Annotated in this window: 20 protein-coding genes; 4 read left to right on the plus strand and 16 right to left on the minus strand. The window is 47.1% G+C overall.

What is annotated here, in order from left to right:
* Positions 1-133: 133 nt before the first annotated feature.
* Positions 134-3472 (minus strand): DNA polymerase III subunit alpha, encoded by a 3339-nt coding sequence (dnaE, locus tag G9F75_RS04905; protein ID WP_094296076.1) that lies wholly within the window; start codon positions 3470-3472, stop codon positions 134-136.
* 142 nt (positions 3473-3614) lie between these two features.
* Between dnaE and ytrH the strand changes: the two genes are divergently transcribed.
* The 3 genes from ytrH to G9F75_RS04920 all read left to right on the plus strand — a co-directional run bounded on the left by ytrH (position 3615) and on the right by G9F75_RS04920 (position 4753).
* Positions 3615-3956, plus strand: a complete 342-nt coding sequence (ytrH, locus tag G9F75_RS04910) for a sporulation membrane protein YtrH (RefSeq protein ID WP_017418353.1) — start codon at positions 3615-3617, stop codon at positions 3954-3956.
* The gene (ytrI, locus tag G9F75_RS04915) at positions 3953-4456 is read left to right on the plus strand and encodes a sporulation membrane protein YtrI (RefSeq protein ID WP_007408062.1); all 504 of its coding nucleotides are present in this window, start codon (positions 3953-3955) and stop codon (positions 4454-4456) included. The genes ytrH and ytrI overlap by 4 nt, the downstream gene beginning before the upstream one ends.
* A 105-nt stretch (positions 4457-4561) precedes the next feature.
* Positions 4562-4753: a YtzJ family protein gene (locus tag G9F75_RS04920; protein WP_017418354.1), complete on the plus strand. Its 192-nt coding sequence runs from the start codon at positions 4562-4564 to the stop codon at positions 4751-4753.
* Positions 4754-4770: 17 nt separating this feature from the next.
* Here G9F75_RS04920 and G9F75_RS04925 read toward each other — a convergent pair whose 3' ends face one another.
* Positions 4771-5712, minus strand: a complete 942-nt coding sequence (locus G9F75_RS04925) for a DHH family phosphoesterase (protein WP_014418624.1) — start codon at positions 5710-5712, stop codon at positions 4771-4773.
* 116 nt (positions 5713-5828) lie between these two features.
* On the opposite strand from G9F75_RS04925, the gene G9F75_RS04930 reads away from it, so the two are divergent.
* Entirely contained in the window at positions 5829-6131 is a 303-nt protein-coding gene (locus tag G9F75_RS04930) for a YtpI family protein (RefSeq protein WP_014418625.1), read from the plus strand.
* Between the two features lie 28 nt (positions 6132-6159).
* Here G9F75_RS04930 and G9F75_RS04935 read toward each other — a convergent pair whose 3' ends face one another.
* From G9F75_RS04935 to sppA, 14 genes are all read right to left on the minus strand, one after another.
* Positions 6160-7476, minus strand: a complete 1317-nt coding sequence (locus G9F75_RS04935) for a CBS domain-containing protein (RefSeq protein WP_007408058.1) — start codon at positions 7474-7476, stop codon at positions 6160-6162.
* A gap of 138 nt (positions 7477-7614) precedes the next feature.
* Positions 7615-8301, minus strand: a complete 687-nt coding sequence (locus G9F75_RS04940; RefSeq protein ID WP_007613083.1) for a metal-dependent hydrolase — start codon at positions 8299-8301, stop codon at positions 7615-7617.
* Positions 8302-8361: 60 nt separating this feature from the next.
* Positions 8362-9129 carry an SDR family oxidoreductase gene (locus tag G9F75_RS04945; RefSeq protein WP_095272590.1) on the minus strand — a complete coding sequence of 256 codons (768 nt, stop codon included), beginning with the start codon at positions 9127-9129 and terminating at the stop codon, positions 8362-8364.
* 137 nt (positions 9130-9266) lie between these two features.
* Positions 9267-9395 (minus strand): hypothetical protein, encoded by a 129-nt coding sequence (locus tag G9F75_RS20030; protein WP_007408056.1) that lies wholly within the window; start codon positions 9393-9395, stop codon positions 9267-9269.
* Positions 9396-9468: 73 nt separating this feature from the next.
* Positions 9469-10845: an argininosuccinate lyase gene (gene argH / locus G9F75_RS04950; protein ID WP_007613085.1), complete on the minus strand. Its 1377-nt coding sequence runs from the start codon at positions 10843-10845 to the stop codon at positions 9469-9471.
* A complete protein-coding gene (locus G9F75_RS04955; RefSeq protein WP_003152428.1) occupies positions 10842-12053 on the minus strand; it encodes an argininosuccinate synthase in 1212 nt (403 codons plus the stop codon). The genes argH and G9F75_RS04955 overlap by 4 nt, the downstream gene beginning before the upstream one ends.
* 151 nt (positions 12054-12204) lie before the next feature.
* Positions 12205-12717 (minus strand): MogA/MoaB family molybdenum cofactor biosynthesis protein, encoded by a 513-nt coding sequence (locus tag G9F75_RS04960; RefSeq protein ID WP_007408054.1) that lies wholly within the window; start codon positions 12715-12717, stop codon positions 12205-12207.
* 100 nt (positions 12718-12817) lie between these two features.
* Positions 12818-14005 (minus strand): acetate kinase, encoded by a 1188-nt coding sequence (locus G9F75_RS04965; RefSeq protein ID WP_007408053.1) that lies wholly within the window; start codon positions 14003-14005, stop codon positions 12818-12820.
* Positions 14006-14315: 310 nt separating this feature from the next.
* Positions 14316-15302 carry a class I SAM-dependent methyltransferase gene (locus tag G9F75_RS04970; RefSeq protein ID WP_014418629.1) on the minus strand — a complete coding sequence of 329 codons (987 nt, stop codon included), beginning with the start codon at positions 15300-15302 and terminating at the stop codon, positions 14316-14318.
* Positions 15303-15363: 61 nt separating this feature from the next.
* Positions 15364-15867 carry a thiol peroxidase gene (gene tpx, locus G9F75_RS04975; protein WP_007613091.1) on the minus strand — a complete coding sequence of 168 codons (504 nt, stop codon included), beginning with the start codon at positions 15865-15867 and terminating at the stop codon, positions 15364-15366.
* 115 nt (positions 15868-15982) lie between these two features.
* On the minus strand, positions 15983-16423 hold the full coding sequence (gene ytfJ, locus G9F75_RS04980) for a GerW family sporulation protein (protein ID WP_003152423.1): 441 nt from the start codon (positions 16421-16423) through the stop codon (positions 15983-15985).
* Positions 16424-16435: 12 nt separating this feature from the next.
* Positions 16436-17125 carry a DUF2953 domain-containing protein gene (locus tag G9F75_RS04985; RefSeq protein WP_095061281.1) on the minus strand — a complete coding sequence of 230 codons (690 nt, stop codon included), beginning with the start codon at positions 17123-17125 and terminating at the stop codon, positions 16436-16438.
* Positions 17126-17202: 77 nt separating this feature from the next.
* Positions 17203-17694 (minus strand): RDD family protein, encoded by a 492-nt coding sequence (locus G9F75_RS04990; RefSeq protein ID WP_021494443.1) that lies wholly within the window; start codon positions 17692-17694, stop codon positions 17203-17205.
* Positions 17695-17707: 13 nt separating this feature from the next.
* Entirely contained in the window at positions 17708-18715 is a 1008-nt protein-coding gene (sppA, locus tag G9F75_RS04995) for a signal peptide peptidase SppA (protein WP_003152419.1), read from the minus strand.
* Positions 18716-18726 lie beyond the last annotated feature (11 nt).

Here is an 18726-nt window from a genome sequence, read left to right on the forward strand (position 1 = left end):
CACTCCTTTTAAGTACTTTGTTACATATTCTGCCGCATAGACTGGTACAATCGCTGGAGATGAAAAATTTCAGAATCTTTAAATAAGATAGCACAATTGTTTCAATTGTATAACAAAACGATTATTGTTACCACTATTTTAACACGACGTTTTCGCGGCCCAGCAGCTCTTTTAAACGGTATAACGCCTGATGGTCCGCCTGAATATGAAAAGTATCCGGCAGCCTGATCGTCTGCTTGTCTTTTTCATAATAAAGATAAACGCCGGTTTCCCCTTTATGCTCCAGTAAAATACGCTTCATCTTTTCCAAAAACTCCTGATTGTGCCGGCTGCCTTCGATTTTGATGTAAACAGACGGCGCTCTGTCTGCCTCCGTCTGCTCAAGAAGAGAGGCGGATGACATGATGAATTGTGTCTTCTCCTGACGCTCTTCCATTTTCCCGGCGGCGAATAAAAGCGCGCCTTCTTCTAACAGCGGAGACAGCCTTCTATATTGGTCAGGAAAAACGACGGCTTCCATTTCTCCCGTTTCATCGCTTAATGTGAGAAACGCCATATGCTGACCTGTCTTTGTCCGAATCGTTTTGATGCCCGCGAGCAAAGCGCCGATTGACAGCTGCCCCTTCGGCATCTGCCGCGCTGCTGTGATCGCTTGGGCCCCCCGTTTTTTCAGGAGATCCCTGAAAGCAGACAAAGGATGGCTTGAGAAATAAACACCGAGAGCTTCTTTTTCGAACCGAAGCTTGTCCACGAGCGGAAATTCCTCAGCCTCTACATATTTTGGCTTAATGGAGAACGATTCTTCCAAAAACAATCCCATTTGGTCATCACCTGCACGAAAAAGTTCAGCGTGCTCTAAAGCCACATCAACGGAGGCCAGCAAGGCTGCGCGATTTTGATTGAATTCGTCCATGGCGCCAGAAAATATAAGGGCTTCGATGGTTTTCCGATTCACGCTTTTTGCAGGTACGCGAAAGCAGAAATCGAAAAGATCCTCGAACGGTTTATGTGTTCTTGCTTTATAAATATCTTTCACTGCCGAGACGCCTACGTTTTTAACGGCCCGCAAACTGTATCTGACGGCTCCGTTTTCCGGCGCAAACGGAAAACCGCTTTTGTTTATTGACGGCGGAAGGACTTGAATCCCGCTCCCCTTCGCTTCATGCAGATATTGCGATATTTTGTCCTCATTGCCGATGACGCTCGTCAACAGCCCGCACATAAAATATAGCGGATAATGCGCCTTTAAATAGGCGAGCTGATAGCCGATCATGCTGTATGCGACAGCATGGCTTCTGTTGAATCCGTAGTTAGCGAATTTTACAATCAGATCGTAGACCTCGTTTGCAGTGACTACAGAATACTCCTTTTTTAAGCACCCTTCAACAAAATGGCTTCGCTCTCTGTCCAGAATGTCCTTTTGCTTTTTGCTGACAGCCCGTCTGAGCAGATCCGCTTCACCTAATGAAAACCCTGCCATGCGCGAGGCGATCATCATTATCTGTTCTTGATAGACGATGACGCCGTAAGTGTCACTGAGAATATTTCTTACGTCCTCGTGCGGCACTTCCACACGCGCCCGTCCGTGCTTCCGATCGATAAATAACGGAATATTTTCCATCGGTCCCGGCCTGTAAAGCGCGTTAACCGCGACAATGTCTTCCAGTCTTGACGGCTTCAGGCGCTTCAGCACGTTTCTCATTCCTGATGATTCCAGCTGGAAAATACCCGTCGTATCACCGTTTGACAATAGCGAGAACGTTTTTTTATCCTGATAAGAAATCTCGGAAAAATCAATTTTCGTATTCGTCTCTTTTTCAATCATCGTTTTAATGGATTCAATAAGCGTCAGGTTGCGCAAACCTAAAAAGTCCATTTTTAAAAGACCGAGATCTTCCAGGTGATCCATCGCATACTGCGTTAAATATACGCCGTCATGCCCTTCTTGAAGAGGGACAACTTCAGAAAGCGGCTCTTTACTGAGAACGACCCCGGCCGCGTGTGTTGACGTGTGCCGCGGAAGACCTTCAATTTTCCTTGCGATCTGAAACACTTTATGAAGAACGGCGGATTCGGACAGCCGCCTGTTCAGCTGAGCGGACTGCCGCCTTGCCTCCTCAAGCGTCATTCCCGGTTTCGACGGGATCAGGCGGGCAAGCTGGTCGGCTTCTTTCGGGCTGATTCCGAACACTCTCCCGGTATCCCTTAACGCCGCCTTTGCGGCCAATGTCCCGAAGGTGATAATCTGGGCCACGTGCATGGCCCCGTACTTATTTTGTACATACTGAATGACCTCATCCCTTCTCGTATCAGGGAAATCGATATCAATATCCGGCATGCTGATCCGCTCGGGATTAAGAAATCTCTCAAACAGCAGAGAATGTTTAAGCGGATCCACGTCGGTAATGAAAAGCGAGTAAGCGACAAGCGAGCCTGCCGCGGACCCCCTTCCCGGGCCTGTCACAATACCCTTTTCATGCGCGTACTTCATAAAGTCCCATACGATGAGAAAATAATCACTGAATTTCATGCGCCTGATGACGTCCAGCTCATATTCAAGACGGCGGACAGCGCGATCATCAGGAGTGCCGAAACGGAGGCGCAGCCCCTCGTGACAGACTTCCGCCAAATAGTCATCGGCTGATTTGCCGTCCGGCGCCGGAAAAGACGGAAGCTGTGTCTGTCCGAGGCTTACATCGACCCGGCATTGCCGGGCGATACGGGCGGCTGCTTCAATCGCTTCCGGATGCCGCGTGTAAAGCTCTGCCATTTCTTCAGGCGTCCTCAAGTATAAGTCCGGCAGATTCCCGCTCTGATCCTCCCATTTCTCTCCGGCTTTAATAGCGCACAGACAGCGGTACGCATCTTGATCTTCTTTCTTGATATAGCGGACATCTCCCGCAGCGCAGACAGCGATTTCCGTTTCGGCTGACAGGCGGAGAATCTCTTCTGATAATGTCTCATGTCCTTTAAACGGCTGGTACCCTAAATAAAAACGGCCGTCTCCGAACAGCTCCCGGAATCCTTCGGCAGCCCGGACCGCTTCTTCAAACTTCCCGGCTTGAAGCAGGCTTTCAATGTACCCGTTTTCACCGGGCGTAATGGCGATCAGCCCCTCATGATAGCTCTTCATCCATTTTCGCTTCATGCCGCCCTTTGCCATGGATTGCAGCGCACTTGAGATTTTCACCAAGTTCTGATATCCCGTGTTTGTCTCTGCTAAAAGAATGAGCGGGTGTGCTTCAAGCTCCGTATCATCCGTGTATATAGAAGCCGTCAGACCGATAATCGGCTTAATTCCGTTTGATTTGCATGCTTTATAAAACTCAATGGCGCCGTACATCACATTTTCGTCCGTCAGCGCCAATGATGAATATCCGAGTTCCTTCGCTTGTGCAACAAGCTCTTTTACAGAAGCGGCGCTGTTTAACAGGCTGTAGCCGCTATGTACTTGCAGGTGAACAAAAGACAATGCCGCCACTCCTTTCCCATACGTTCATTTTGCCTTTCTACATTATAAGACGGGTTTTCTTAAGAAACAAATGTTCTTTTTTGACTCATCATCATACTTGTCCGTTTCGCTCAATATGATAGAAAAGTGAGGTGGTGTATATATGGATCAGGAAGCCGGATTTATGGCGAATTTCATCAGCAGTTATTTTATCGCCCTCGGTGTGTTGCTCGGCGGCGCGCTGATCGGCGGCCTCGGAGCTTATTTATCAGGCGAGCCTCCGCTGACGGCGATCACAAAATTGGCGAACAGGCTGAAGATCTGGGCGCTTGTCGCGGCCATCGGGGGAACATTTGACGCGGTATACAGTTTCGAGCGGGGGCTGTGGGAAGGTAACACGCGCGACATCTTCAAACAGCTTCTTTTAATTATTTCAGCAATGGGCGGCGCGCAGACCGGCTGGCTGATTATTTCATGGCTGACCCAGGAGAATATGTCATCATGAGAATTCCCGAGTATTATAAAAAACCGGGATGGCAGCGTTTTTTTGCGGGAATGATGTGCGGAGCCATCGTCAGCTGGCTGTTCTTTCTGTTTACATACGGAACGTTTCAGGAAGAACAGGTGACGTTAATTGAAAAGCAGCGGGAGCACGCGCGGGATTTAAAAAACCAAATCTCCATCTATCAGAAAGATCTTCATAAATTAAATGAGGATAATAAGCAAAGGCTGCTCATCCAAAGTGTTGATGTGAAGCTGATCAATGGGGAAAAATACAGAATCGCCCAGCCTGACAAGATGAAATTTGAGGAACAAGTGAAAGATAATATTTCTGAAGTCATCACAAAGGATATTGAAAGCGTGTATAAAACAAAGGAGCTTTTAAAACGGACGATCGAAAACAAAATATACACCATAAATGAGAAGGAATTTAAAGCTGAAGTAAAGGAACTGACGATTTATACGAGATTGTCTGTCGAAATTCATATTTCTTTTGCGACGTAATTATGTCATTTTTAAAAATTTTCCATAGATCTGTCGCTTTTTTCTCCGCTTTTTTATAAACTGTAGATGAGACATTTTCAATGATTCTGAAGGGAGGAAGGGAAAATGGAGGTTTTTAGTGAACGACGCTTGGCAAAAGATCATGCAGCCCGAATCAGACAAGGCTATTCCGCATATGCAGAAACAAACACACTCGCTTCCCTCATAAAAAAAGAACTCCAAATCTGTAATCTCCGCGTCTACGAAGACCTGACTGAATTCGGCTGCTGGTTCATCCCCGTGACAGATGAACACTAAGAAAGAGGGTCTCCCCTCTACTTGTGTTCGTTACATATCTCTTCCAGATCAGCAAGAATCTGATCGGTTTCATCCCAGCTGAAGATGGATGCGCCGGCCGCAAGCGGATGTCCGCCGCCATTGTATTTCCGGGCAATTCCGTTGATGACCGGACCTTTTGAACGGAACCGGACTCTGATTTGATCGTCTTCTTCTACGAAAAACACCCAAGCGCGGATACCCGAAATATTTCCGAGTGTTCCGACAAGCTGCGACGCTTCAGAAGCGGTGGTTCCATATGTCTCCAAAATGTCTTTTTTAATGAAAACGGAAGCGACGCCGTTTTCAGACAGTGACACATTTTGATAAATAAAGCCGTTAAGCTTCACCACATTTAATTTTGTTTCATACAATTGATTGAACAGCTCTGACGATGAAAATGGGAACTCAATGAGCTCTCCCGCGTATTTTAATGTCTTTTTTGTGGTGTTCGGGAATAAGAAGCGCCCCGTATCACCGACGATACCCGCGTAGATCAGCTCAGCTGCTTTCGTATTCAGTTTCCAGCCGTGCTGCTTTCCTTCCAGGTACAGCTCATAGATCATTTCGCTTACGGAGCTTGCATTCGTATCGACCCATAACAGATCGCCATACGGATCTTCATTTGGATGGTGGTCTATTTTCATGAGCTTTGCGCCGGAATGGTAGCGCTGATCGTCGACCCTGCCTTGGTTTGCGGTGTCGCACACGATGACAAGAGCATCTTTATATGTTTCGTCATCCACCTCATCGAGGGAATATAAAAAAGACAAGGACGGCTCAGGCTGTCCGACGGCAAAAATATTTTTTTCGGGATACGTTTCCCGCAGGATTTCCGTAAGGCCGCACTGTGAACCGTAGGCGTCCGGGTCAGGCCTCACATGTCTATGTAAGATAATGGTGTCATATAATGATATGGTTCTGATCAGTTCGGATTTCATCGTTTTCTCCTTTTCGTTTTTATTCATTTAATCATACTCTTTATCCATGGAAAAGGAAAATCTTTCAGTAACGGTATAAACGGTTTTGCAAACTCATATAATGGAGGATTTCATTTATGCTGGTTTTTGTTTTTCTCATCGGGCTTTCTGCCTGCTTTTACGTGTATTACAAAGTAAAAGGAATCCAGACGAAACGGGCGCTGGAGAAGGAATGTTTTTCGGCTAAATCAAGTATGGCATTAGGGGCGCTGGTGCTTTTGTACGGAGTAAACCAAATGATTCTGTTTCACTCCGTCCTGACCCTGGTCATCGGCGGCGTCTTCATTTTAATCGGAGCAGGCAGCGCATGGGCCGGGTATAGAGCCTATAAGCATTATGAGCCCATCCATGCAAAGGAAGCGGAGAGGGACCACGCATAATGAATGCAAAGGGACCCGGGTGCGTCCCTTAACTTCTCTCCATCAGCTGCACCATGAGCATCGCTTTTGAAACGATGCCGCTTTGGCTTGACACTTCCACTTCCATTTTCCCGAATTTCCGGCCCGCCTCTAAAATGCGCGGTTTCACTTCAATGACCGACTCCATCTGTACGGGCTTCAAGAAGAAAATCGTAATGCTTTCAATGACCAGCTCGCCGCGTTTGCGGGAGCGTAAAAATCGGCTGGCGGCCTGGGTTAAAATCGTCGTAAACACCCCGTAAGAAATCGTGCCGAGCTGATTGGTCATTTGCGGCGTGACTTCATATTGATAAACGGCCGGCGTTTTGTCATCTTCCTCTTCTTTAAATCCTCTTGAAACAATATCATCCAGCTTTTCACCGACCTGAGGCTGCTTTTGAACCATTTGAAGCGCTTTTAAGACATCCTGGCGGCTGATCATTCCGATCAGTTTGTGATGCCCGTCTGTCACCGGAAGCACTTCAATTCCTTCCCAAACCATCATTTGAGCCGCTGAGGCGACAGATGTTTTCCCGATCACCGTGACAGGGTTTTTAGTCATTACTTTTTCAATCGGAACTGACCGGTCATGCCCCGCGATATCTTTCGATGTGAGGATTCCGTGGATTTTCATCTGCTGATCGATAACCGGGAAGCGGCCGTGTCCGGTTTCATAGTTCTTTTCGTACCATTTCTCCAGCTTATCCTTAGGGGACAGCGTCACTGTCCGATCTGCGGGCGTCAAAATGTCTTCCACGAGCACAATCTCTTTTTTTATGAGCTGATCATAGATCGCCCGGTTGATCATCGCGGCTACCGTAAAGGTATCGTAGCTCGTAGAGAGAATCGGAAGCTCAAGCATATCGGCCAGCTCGATAATGCTGTCGTCGGTATTAAACCCTCCCGTTACCAAAACAGCTGCGCCCGCCTCAAGCGCCTGGCGGTGGGCGTTGATTCGGTTCCCGACGATTAACAGGTTCCCCGCCGCCGTATAACGCATCATCGCGTCAAGCTCCATCGCGCCGATCACAAACTTATTCAACGTTTTATGCAGACCGGCTTTTCCGCCGAGCACCTGGCCGTCTATCACATTGACGACCTCGGCGTATGTCAGCTTTTCAATATTTTCTTTTTTCTTCTGTTCAATCCGGATGGTCCCCACACGTTCAATAGTGGAAACGAATCCTTTGTTTTCGGCTTCCTTAATGGCTCTGTAAGCCGTTCCTTCACTGACTTTCATTTCTTTCGCAATTCTTCTGACCGAAATTTTTTCACCGACAGGAAGCGAATCTATGTATGATAGGATTTGTTCATGCTTTGTTGCCAAGCGTTTCACCTCTAAGGACAGTCTTCTGCTTTTATTATAAGGGTACGGGGGATTCATTCGCAATGAGACGCCCGAAAAAAGGCGGCATCACAAAAAGACCTTCTGAATGCTTGATTCAGAAGGTCTTTGACACATATGTCAGGCAAGCTCAATGGTCTCGCCGGCCGCCATGACTTTGCCGACGCCTCCGGGCAGACTTTCGGCGAAAGCGTCAGGGTCCTGTTCAATGACAGGAAATGTATTGTAATGAACGGGAACGACCTGTTTCGCTCTCAGCCACTCAGCCGCGAGTTTCGCGTCTTCAGGGCCCATGGTGAAGTTATCACCGATCGGCAGAAACGCCAGGTCAATGTGATTCAGTTCCCCGATCAGTTTCATATCTGAGAACAGCGCCGTGTCTCCGGCGTGGAAAATCGTTTTGCCGTCAATCGTCAATAAAATCCCGGCCGGCATCCCCGTGTACGTAATGGTTTTGTTTTCTTCATCAGTGACCGCCGATCCGTGGAATGCCTGTGTCAGTTTCACTTTGCCGAAATCAAATTGGCGCGCCCCGCCGATATGCATCGGGTGGACCTTTAAACCTTTAAAGCCGAGATAAACGGCAAGCTCGTTCGGCGCAATGACGAGCGCATCGTTTTGTTTAGCGATCTGCTCTGTATCTCCGACATGGTCATTGTGTCCGTGAGTAAGCAGGATGACATCCGCTTTCACTTCTTCCGGTTTCAAATTTGTCAGACTGTTTCCGGTCAGAAACGGATCAAAAATAATGTTATGGGTTTTCGTTTCCACTTGAATGACAGAATGTCCGTGATAAGTCACTTTCATCGTTTTCACCTCATAAAAAATTAATATTTATCAAGTTCCCTTTTTGACAAACGAAAAAACTTACAGGGATTGATGCCTGTTAATCACATTCAGCCCGCCTGTTGCTTCAATGACCGTTCCGGTTACAAGATCGGAATCTTCCTCACATAAAAAGGCGATGATTCTCGCAATATCCTCTCCGGTTCCGGACCTGCCGATCGGCGTCTTTTCTTTGCCGATTTTCCGTCTTGCTTCCTCTATAGACGCTTCTTTCATATCTCCTACAATATCACCCGGGCAGACCATATTGGCCGTAATGCCTGATTCGGCTTCTTCAATCGCAATGGTTTTCGTTAACGAAGCCAATCCGACTTTAGCCGCTCCGAAAGCGGAACGGTGAAGCCAGCCGGGGGCATGGTCCGCTCCTTGAAAACCGTATGTAATAATCCGGCCGAACCGCTGCTGTCTCATGACCGGGATAACCGCTTTAAATAGATGGAAAACGGCGCTTAAATTCCCTTCAAGCATGTCATACCATTCGTCATCGGAGTAATCGGCTAGCTTTTTGCGCTCAAATATGTACGGCCCGGCATTGTTAATCAGTATGTCAATCCTTCCAAACCGCTGAAGGGCTGCATCGGCGATCCGAATGAGATCTTCTTTCCGGGTTACATCGCCCTTAACGAATTGCAATCTGTCATGGCACCCGGGATAATCCGCCTTCAGACAGGCGACCGCTTCTTCGTCTTGTCTGTAATTCACTGTGACAGAAAAGCCTTTTTCCAGAAGCATTTCAGTCACTTTTCGGCCCAATCCCTTTGTACCGGCAGTGATTAGAGCATGTCGCACATTGAATACCCTCCCCAGGCAACGTTGCCGCTTCAATAGAATCAAGACGTTTCTCCCTCTACTTTACTATAAACAAACGGCAATATCACTTTTTTGCACTTCGTCCGCACGAAAAAAAAGCCGTCTTTACAGACAGCTTAATTTTCTGAAGGAGCAGAGGCTTCCTCCATGCCGACATAACCGCTTTCGTATGCCTCTGAGATGAGTCTGGCCGTTTCTTCACTTTCTTTTTCATCGTAGATGTAACGGTCTTGTTCTTTGCGCATTCCTTCTACCTCCCATCTTTATAGATGTAGGGTGTCTGATATAACGGGAAAATATGAAGGAAATTTCAGCAAATTAAATGCCGGCGCAGGCTTTTGCTTTTACGAGCGCCTGTTCTACCTGCTGAAAACCCGTTCCGCCGGCGCTCATTCTTTTTTCAACCGCATGATGCGGATCGAGCACGGTATAGATATCTTCTTCAAAGAGACTGCTGGCTTGAAGGAATTCTTCAAATGCCATATCACTTAAATAGATTCCTTTTTCAATGCAGCTGTACACAAGCTTGCCGACCACTTCATGCGCTTCTCTGAACGGCATGCCTTTTTTAGCTAAATAATCGGCAAGTTCCGTCGCGTTTGAAAAATCTTGTTTTGTCGCTTGTTTCATGATGTCTTTGTTTACTTTCATCGTTTCAATCATGCCCGTGAAAATCTGAAGGCTTCCTTCAACGGTTTTCACCGTGTCAAACATGCCTTCTTTATCTTCCTGCAGGTCTTTGTTGTAAGCGAGCGGGAGCCCTTTCATAATCGTGAAAAGCCCCATCATATCACCGTATACGCGTCCGGTTTTACCGCGGATCAGCTCCGCCATGTCGGGGTTTTTCTTCTGCGGCATCATGCTGCTTCCCGTCGCATACGTATCATCCAGTTCAATGAATCTGAATTCCTGCGAGCACCATAGAATGATTTCTTCTGATAAACGCGAAAGGTGCATCATCAGCATGCTGCTGCCGCTTAAAAACTCGAGAATAAAATCTCTGTCACTGACTCCGTCAAGACTGTTCTCATAAATGGAGTCAAAACCGAGCAGCTCCGCCGAATAGTTACGGTCTATCGGAAACGTAGTTCCGGCAAGCGCCCCGCATCCGAGCGGCGATATGTTAATCCGCTTCATAGCATCGCGAAAACGCTCTTTATCCCGTTCAAGCATCCAAAAATAAGCAAGCAGATGGTGGGCGAAAGAAATCGGCTGAGCCCGCTGTAAATGGGTGTACCCCGGCAGAATGGTCTCGACATTGGCCTCCGCTTTTTCGATCAGCGCTTTTTGGAACTGTTCAATCAGCACGATGATATGTGAGACATGATCTTTCAAATACAAATGCATGTCGGTCGCCACCTGGTCATTCCGGCTTCTGCCGGTATGGAGCTTGCCGCCTAGCGGTCCGATTTCTTCGATCAGCATTTTTTCAATATTCAAATGGATATCTTCATAATCAACAGAGAATTCAAGCGTCCCTTCCTCTGCTTTTTGCAGGAGGATCTGCAGCCCCTGTCGGATGGCGCCTTCTTCTTCTTCCGTCAGAATGCCGCATTTTTTCAGCATTGCCGCATGAGCGAGAGACCCTGTAATATCCTCTTTGACTAAGTTTTGGTCGAATGTGATGGATGCGCCGAACTCATCGACCCACTTTTCCGGTGTTTTTTGAAAACGGCCTCCCCAAAGCTTCTTCATGCTTCAATCTGCTCCTTCTTTTTCACAATGCTGTTTACTTTTGTCGGCAGCCCCCAAAGCTCAATGAAACCGATTGCCGCGTGATGGTCAAACGCATCGTCTTTTGTATATGTCGCAAGTTTTTCATCGTAGAGTGAATATTCCGACTTACGTCCTTCTACAATGGCATGGCCTTTAAACAGCTTGACGCGCACGACGCCGGTGACGTGTTTTTGAGTTTCTTTCAAGAATGCAAGCAGCGCGTCTTTTAACGGCGAGAACCATAAACCGTTATAGATGATTTCAGACAGTTTTTGTTCAATTGCCGGTTTGAAATGGGCCACTTCTTTCACTAAAGTCAGATCCTCAAGCTCTTTGTGAGCCGTAATCAAAGTCATCGCGCCCGGGCACTCATAAACTTCACGGGACTTAATGCCGACCAGGCGGTTTTCCACATGGTCAATCCGGCCGATGCCGTGTTTTCCGGCAGTCTCGTTCAGCTTGAGAATTAAATCAGCGAGCGGGTAGGTTACGCCGTCGATTGAAACCGGAACACCGGCTTCAAATGCGATTTCGATGATTTCCGGAACGTCCGGCGTGTTTTCAAGAGATGCTGTCAGGTCATATGCCCCTTCAGGCGGCGCCGCCCACGGGTCTTCTAATATACCGCATTCATTGGCGCGTCCCCATAGGTTCTGATCGATGGAATAAGGGCTGTCAAGATTGATCGGAATCGGAATGCCCCGGCTTGCGGCATATTCAATTTCTTCTTCACGCGACCATTGCCACTCACGGACCGGAGCAATGACCTCCAGATCAGGATTTAATGATTTGATGGATACTTCGAAACGAACCTGATCGTTGCCTTTTCCCGTGCAGCCGTGCGCTACGGCCACCGCGTTTTCCTTTTCCGCGACTTCAACGAGTTTTTTCGCGATTAACGGACGGGATAATGCAGATACGAGCGGATACTTGCCTTCATACATTGTATGGGCCTGCATAGAAATAAGCGCGTACTCCCGTGCGAATTCTTCTTTCGCATCAATCACATAGGAATTTACGGCGCCTACTTCCAGCGCTTTTTGCTGAACGAATGCCAAATCCTTTCCTTCCCCTACATCTAAGCAGCAGGCAACAACATCGTATCCCTGTTCTTGCAGCCATTTTATCGCTACAGAAGTATCAAGACCTCCTGAGTATGCCAATACAACCTTTTTTTGTTCTGCCATGTTAAAAGCTCCCTTTGTATAAAAATTAGTTTTAATTAATAAAAATGCATTTAGTATGTATACACTGTAACAAGTAAATTCTGTTTTTTCAAGCCTTTTATAAAAAAAACCCCACCCAATTTTTTGAGCGGAGCAGAGCCTTTTTATACATTTATAAATCTTTTCGGATTTCCCGGAGCACATGGGGCAGTTCAGGAATAATCAGTTTACTCATCGCAAGCTTTACGGCGCCTGAGGAGCCGGGCGTGCAGAAGACTGCGGTATTTTGGATCACACCCGCTGCCGCTCTGGACAAAATGGCGGCGGAACCGATGTCCTCCGTATAGCTCAGCATGCGGAACAGCTCGCCGAATCCCGGGAGTTCTTTTGAAAACAGCGGCGTGACCGCTTCAATTGTGACATCCCTTTCGGCAATGCCCGTCCCTCCGTTTAACAGCACCGCATCTGTATATTCATCCATACAGCCGGATAAAACGGCTTTCTGCAATTCATCTTTTTCATCTTTAACAATGTCATAAGCGACCGTTTCAAATCCCGCTTCCCTGAGGAAGTCCATCATGACGCGCCCGCTTTTGTCGGTTTCTTTCGTTCTCGTGTCGCTGACTGTGATCACCTTGCAGCGCACCGCTGACGGGGCTTCTTGTTTATGTTCATGCACACTCATTGCTTCACCTCATCGTTTATGTATTAAACATATCGTAACGTTTGATTCTAAGGCATTCAATAAAAAAGCACACCCTAAAAGGATGTGCTTTTTTCGATCATTACTGTGCAAGGCGGACAACGTCGCGTGCGATCATGACCTCTTCGTCAGTCGGAATGATCATGACTTTGACAGGAGAGTGAGGGTAGCTGATAAACGCTTCCTCGCCGCGCACGTTGTTCAGCGCAGGATCCCAATATACACCCATGAATTCTAAGCCGCGAAGCACGCGTTCTCTGACTTCAACGCTGTTTTCACCGATACCCGCAGTGAAAATAATCGCGTCAACGCCGCTCATTCTCGCAGCGTAAGAACCGATGTATTTATGGATTCTGCTTGCAAACACTTCAAGAGCCGTTTCCGCTCTTTCGTTTCCTTCTTTTGAAGCTTCCACGATATCGCGAAGGTCGCTGGAGAAACCGGATACGCCAAGCAGTCCGCTCTTTTTATTTAATGTATTTAATACTTCATCTGCCGTCTGATCCGTTTTTTCCATAATGTACGGAATCAATGCAGGGTCGATGTTTCCTGAACGTGTTCCCATCGCGACACCCGCAAGCGGTGTGAAGCCCATTGACGTATCAATGGATTTTCCGCCTTCTACGGCCGCGATACTTGCGCCGTTACCGAGGTGGCAGGAAATCAGACGCAAATCTTCAAGCGGGCGGCCGAGAAGCTCAGCTGCGCGCTGTGTCACGTATTTATGAGAAGTGCCGTGGAAACCGTATTTGCGGATGCCGTATTTCTCGTAGTATTCGTACGGTAGGCTGTACAGGTAAGATTGTTCAGGCATCGTTTGGTGGAACGCCGTATCAAACACTGCAACCGCAGGCACATTCGGAAGCACTTCTTTAAAGGCTTTAATGCCGACGATGTTAGCCGGGTTGTGAAGCGGCGCAAGTTCTGAAATCTCTTCAATCTCACGGATTGTTTCATCCGTAAGCAAAACAGAATCGCTGAATTTTTCTCCGCCGTGAACCACACGGTGGCCGATTCCGTCAATTTCATTTAAATCCTTTATAATACCGAATTCAGTCAGCTTGTGAAGCAGCATCTTCACCGCAACCGCATGATCCGGAATATCTGTCACTTCTGTATTTTTTTCGCCGTTAACAGAGATTGTGAAAACGCTGTCGGCGATACCGATCCGTTCTACTAAACCTTTTGTTAGCACCTTTTCTGAAGGCATTTCGAATAACTGAAATTTTAAAGATGAGCTTCCTGCGTTAATTGCAATAATTTTAGACATAAATGACGCTCCTATCAAAATTCTTCTTCGTTTGTTCGTTCTTTTTTCCCAGACCATAATTGCAGTCCAAAAAATATCTGACTTTTCCATTTAAACATTGTCAACTCAGCATTTCAAGTCAACATCCACATTGGTACCGCTTACAATATGAAGTCGATATTTTCTGATAAATTTCATTTGTGCCAAATGGACGGTACCGCCTTACGGAATGTTATTTTCTTTCCTTAATTTGTGTTATCGTCCTGATTTCCATTCATTTTAAAAAGCAAAAGCAGCGCGGGATTTTGCATCTCACACTGCTTTTTCGCCATTATTTTTCTTTTTGAATCCATTGATCCAATTTTGCCATCATCTCCCGCATCGCCTGCTGGTTCGCAAAGGAAGGAAGATTCGCCAAAAGCGCTTGTTTCGGCGGCTTTGCATCTTCGCCTTTTTTCTGCAAGATTAAAATGCTCTTTGCCTGCGCTTCGTCTTTAAACATAGTAGCCGGCAGCTGAAGAAGGGCGTTGATATACACTTTTTCCGCAAAAAACCGCTTCAGTTTATCGCTTTGCGCGCTGTCAAACAGATGGTTCGGAATCATAAAAAATAAGTATCCGCCCGGTTTTGTATGTTTGACGCTCTGCTCAATAAATAAGTGGTGGGCAAATGAGTGGCCTTCATCCGCTTTCAGCTCATACGCTTCAGCGCCTTCGTCATTCGGATAGTAGCCGACCGGCAAATCGCAGATGACCGCATCGGCCGGTTCGATAAATAACGGCTGAAGACTGTCCTGGCAGAACAGCTCCATTTCTTTTTCCTGCAGATTCGCCTGCGCATATGCGATCTTCAGAAGGACATCGTCGATTTCAATGCCGAAGCTTTTTCCCGCTTTGTCAGAAAGCTGGTTTGCCGCGGTCAGCAGAAGATTTCCGGTGCCGCAGGCGGGGTCCAGCAATGTCAGGCCTTTTCGGCCGCCCGTAAATTTATTCACGAGGTAACTGATGAAAAGGCCGATCGTATCAGGCGTCATCTGTCTGTTCGGATGGGACTTATCTTTGAGCCCTTTTAAAATGGCGAGCTGGAACGCCTTGCGGATCCATTCATGCTCCCATTTTCTGAAGTCTGCTTTCGCGAGCAGGCTGTTAAGCTCGCCGGTTTGCTTTTCCTGAAGCGGAAGCTGGTCGGCCTTTTCAAGAAAATACATTTCTCCCGCTTCCGCAAGCCCCTCAATATAAGAAATCTGAAGGCCTTCTGCTATCACTTGGGCAGCTTCATCTAAAAGTTCATAAATCTGACCGACATGGTCGTGTTGCATGCTGTTTCCTCCTTGCCATGAAAAGAGCTCCGCGGCAGCACCCGGAGCTCTTTTTCTCTCTTTACTTGATTAACGCTTTTGCAGCTTCGATAGGCTTTTCATAATTCGGGTGGTTTGTCGCTTCGCTTACGTATTCCGCGTAAACGACTTTTCCGTCCTGATCAAGGACGAATACGGAACGCGCCAAAAGACGAAGTTCTTTGATGTGAACACCGAATGCTTCACCAAATGACATCTCTTTATGATCCGATAACGTTTCAACTTTATCAATTCCGTTCGCTCCGCACCAGCGCGCTTGTGCAAACGGAAGGTCGGCGCTGATTGTATAAACGTTCACATCACCGAGTTTTGCGGCTTCTTCGTTGAAGCGGCGTGTCTGCGCGTCACATACGCCTGTGTCGATGGAAGGGATAACGGATATGATCGTTACTTTCCCTTTCATATCTGCTAATGTCTTCTCTTCTAATCCGTTTGTCAAAACCGTGAAGTCAGGAGCTTGGTCACCCGGTTTCACTTCTTGTCCGATCAGCGTCACGGCTCCGCCTTTAAATGTAATTTCAGCCATTCTGATTCCTCCCTTTATCTATGTATAGCTCTATCATAGTCGAGTTTTATGCAAACTGCAAAGGTTATGCCGCATCGTAAAAAAAGCTAACTGCGGGCGGCAGTTAACTTTTCTGTTATAAATCGATATCCGTTCTTTTTTGGTTCCGGCCTTTTTCATTCTTTTTAAACATATGCTGGATGCGTTCAATCGTTTGAGGCGCGGAGTCTAACAGTTTATCAATCAGATGGGTGTTTTCGTCCAAATGAAGCATACGCACGCCGTTTGTTCCGACAATCAGAAACGCAATCGGCGTAATGGATACTCCGCCGCCGCTTCCGCCGCCGAACGGGAGCTTCTGCTCTTTTCTTTCATCATCATCGGTTCTTTTTTCAGCCGGCTTTCCTCCAAACTCGCTTCCGCCCGCCGCAAATCCGAATCCGACCTTTGAAACCGTTAAGATTACGCTGCCGTCAGGCGTTTCAACAGGATCGCCGATGATTGTATTCACGTCAATCATTTCTTTTAAATTTTCCATAGCGGTTTTCATTAAACCTTGAATGGGATGGTCTGCCATATGCGCTCCTCCTTAAACTGATGAATCATTCTTTGAAGCAACCGGAACCGGCTGTTTCTTTCGTATGATAGAAAGTCCGTTCCGCCCGTATTTGAGCAATTTGAAAGCTGCACCTATAAGATGTCCAAAACGAAAAAAGAATATACACTGCAAATGCGTCTTGGATGCAGGCACTTGAAAAGACGGAATGACTTCGCACACCGGTTTATGTATGAAACGCAGATGATCATACAGCATCGCCGTAAGGCCTCCCTTTACGGCCCACAATCCGCCGGCGGCGATTCCCGTAACGGCGGCGTCCTTTATTCCGATAACCGTCACCCATTCGAACTTCGTAACACGGACTCCCGCAAGAAATGAGGCGCCGATTTGGCGCATCTGAAAGACTTGGTGCAGAATCATTTCTATTCTGTGAATGCTCTGTTTGACATCTTCATATGTGATTTTTTTCTTCTCTTTTTTCTGACCTTTCATTTCTGATTTCGTGTCCTGTTTGACATCAATTGACGCGTCTTCGCTGTTTACTTTAATGACGGGCAGCGTTTTTTTAAAACGGACCAGCCCGTATAAGGCCGAGAGTTTAAACGTCAGTTTGTCGTTATCTTTATCATGAAGATATTCGAAAGTCAGATGGATTTTCATCCTCATGAGCAGCCAGGCCAAAATGAGAATGAGAATAACAGCTGCTGCGGCATATCCCATAAGCTTCACTTCCTTAGCAGCATTATCGCCAAAACCAAAAAAAATAAACCCGGACGTTTATTCCGGGTTTACTGCTTTTATTTGCGGTACAGCGCTTCGTGAATCACCGTTGTGTCGGCGATCAGATCATGAATGCCCTGCTTTTTGGGCGTAAACGCAATGACGATATAGAGAATCCAGATTTTATCGATATAACGCCCCACCGCTTCTCTGAAAATGACGGTGCTCCAAGTCAGCGGCTTTCCGGGCGTCAAAGAAGTGACCTTTAACCCGAAGACCATCTTGCCGAGTGTCTGATGAAACCATTTCGTCATGAACACAAAATAGGCGAGGTAGACGATCAGGGTTGTGACGGAATAAGCTGAGATTGTAAACATTCCGCTTGTTGCCGGGAGCTTCATCAGCGTGAAAATCGGTGAAACGATGAGATGGTTTAGTCCCCAGACCACCAGCCAATCGAGAAGAAACGCCCAAAACCTGATCCAAAAGCCCGCATATGCCTGCTCGGGCGCCCTCTGTTGTTCAGCTTCCCCTTCTTTGCCGTGAAAGCCTTCGTAAGTCGCGTCCATTCTTTCTTCCCCCCTACTTTGCATAGAGATACATCATCCGCGGCGAACCGGATTGCGAAATGAGTTCTTTCATATTCAGAAAATCAATTTCGCTTTTAAACATTTTCGCTGCGCTCATGGAAAAGAGCGAGCCTAATCCGAATCCTTCCTCGTATGTGATGACTGAAGCGTTTTTCATATTTTTATGATCCTTTTTCATCGCGCTGATCGTATCATCGTAAAAACCGAGCTCATCAACGAGGCCGATTTTTTTCGCTTGTCTGCCGTCGTAAACACGGCCGTCGGCAATTTTTTTCACATCCGCTTTTGACATGTGCCGGCCTTTTGAAATGACATTGACAAATCCTTCATAAGAATCGTTTACCATTGTCTGCATGATCTTTCTTTCTTCCTTCGTCATGTCGCGGGTCGGGGACATGATGTCTTTATGCGCGCCGCTTTTAATGGTTTCAAACTTGATGCCGAGTTCATCGGCGAGCTTGGAATAATTGACACTTTCCATGATGACGCCCAGTGAACCCGTGAGCGTTTCCGGTGAAGCATAGATTTTATCGGCGGCCGTTGAAATATAGTAGCCTCCCGATGCCGCCATGGAGCCCATGGATACATAAATCGGTTTCTTCGTTTCTTTCTTTAGTTCTTCCAGTTTTTTATGTATTTCCGCGCTTTCGTACACGCCTCCGCCAGGGGAATTGATTTTCAGCACAATTCCTTTGACGCTTTTGTCTTCTTTCGCACGCTCAACCTGTTTTAAAAATGATCTGTGATCATACCCGCCTGAGCTGAGCAGGCCAGCGGACCCGCCGTTATCCTCAATCGTGCCGTCCACTTCAAGCACGGCGATTTTACTGCCGGGGCTGCCCTTATCCAGCGTCACTTCCTCTGTGTCATCTGTCAGTGATGCAAAGTCAGACCCTGTATCTCCGATATTCTTCAGCACCCCGACGGTCACACTTGCAATGACTGATACGCCGAAAATGCCGAGCGCGATGACGAGCGCAATCCATCTTTTTGCATTCATTTGTTCTCCTC

It is taken from the genome of Bacillus sp. EKM208B (assembly GCF_011800725.1).
In the GTDB taxonomy this organism is placed as follows: domain Bacteria; phylum Bacillota; class Bacilli; order Bacillales; family Bacillaceae; genus Bacillus; species Bacillus velezensis.

What these genes read in the sequence shown, in the direction of transcription:
- ytrH (WP_017418353.1), top strand. Translation starts at nt 3,615, where the DNA reads ATGGATCAGGAAGCCGGATTTATGGCGAATTTCATCAGCAGTTATTTT.
- ytrI (WP_007408062.1), top strand. Translation starts at nt 3,953, where the DNA reads ATGAGAATTCCCGAGTATTATAAAAAACCGGGATGGCAGCGTTTTTTT.
- G9F75_RS04920 (WP_017418354.1), top strand. Translation starts at nt 4,562, where the DNA reads ATGGAGGTTTTTAGTGAACGACGCTTGGCAAAAGATCATGCAGCCCGA.
- G9F75_RS04925 (WP_014418624.1), bottom strand. Translation starts at nt 5,712, where the DNA reads ATGAAATCCGAACTGATCAGAACCATATCATTATATGACACCATTATC.
- G9F75_RS04930 (WP_014418625.1), top strand. Translation starts at nt 5,829, where the DNA reads ATGCTGGTTTTTGTTTTTCTCATCGGGCTTTCTGCCTGCTTTTACGTG.
- G9F75_RS04940 (WP_007613083.1), bottom strand. Translation starts at nt 8,301, where the DNA reads ATGAAAGTGACTTATCACGGACATTCTGTCATTCAAGTGGAAACGAAA.
- G9F75_RS20030 (WP_007408056.1), bottom strand. Translation starts at nt 9,395, where the DNA reads ATGCGCAAAGAACAAGACCGTTACATCTACGATGAAAAAGAAAGTGAA.
- argH (WP_007613085.1), bottom strand. Translation starts at nt 10,845, where the DNA reads ATGAAGAAGCTTTGGGGAGGCCGTTTTCAAAAAACACCGGAAAAGTGG.
- G9F75_RS04955 (WP_003152428.1), bottom strand. Translation starts at nt 12,053, where the DNA reads ATGGCAGAACAAAAAAAGGTTGTATTGGCATACTCAGGAGGTCTTGAT.
- G9F75_RS04960 (WP_007408054.1), bottom strand. Translation starts at nt 12,717, where the DNA reads ATGAGTGTGCATGAACATAAACAAGAAGCCCCGTCAGCGGTGCGCTGC.
- G9F75_RS04965 (WP_007408053.1), bottom strand. Translation starts at nt 14,005, where the DNA reads ATGTCTAAAATTATTGCAATTAACGCAGGAAGCTCATCTTTAAAATTT.
- G9F75_RS04970 (WP_014418629.1), bottom strand. Translation starts at nt 15,302, where the DNA reads ATGCAACACGACCATGTCGGTCAGATTTATGAACTTTTAGATGAAGCT.
- tpx (WP_007613091.1), bottom strand. Translation starts at nt 15,867, where the DNA reads ATGGCTGAAATTACATTTAAAGGCGGAGCCGTGACGCTGATCGGACAA.
- ytfJ (WP_003152423.1), bottom strand. Translation starts at nt 16,423, where the DNA reads ATGGCAGACCATCCCATTCAAGGTTTAATGAAAACCGCTATGGAAAAT.
- G9F75_RS04985 (WP_095061281.1), bottom strand. Translation starts at nt 17,125, where the DNA reads ATGGGATATGCCGCAGCAGCTGTTATTCTCATTCTCATTTTGGCCTGG.
- G9F75_RS04990 (WP_021494443.1), bottom strand. Translation starts at nt 17,694, where the DNA reads ATGGACGCGACTTACGAAGGCTTTCACGGCAAAGAAGGGGAAGCTGAA.
- sppA (WP_003152419.1), bottom strand. Translation starts at nt 18,715, where the DNA reads ATGAATGCAAAAAGATGGATTGCGCTCGTCATCGCGCTCGGCATTTTC.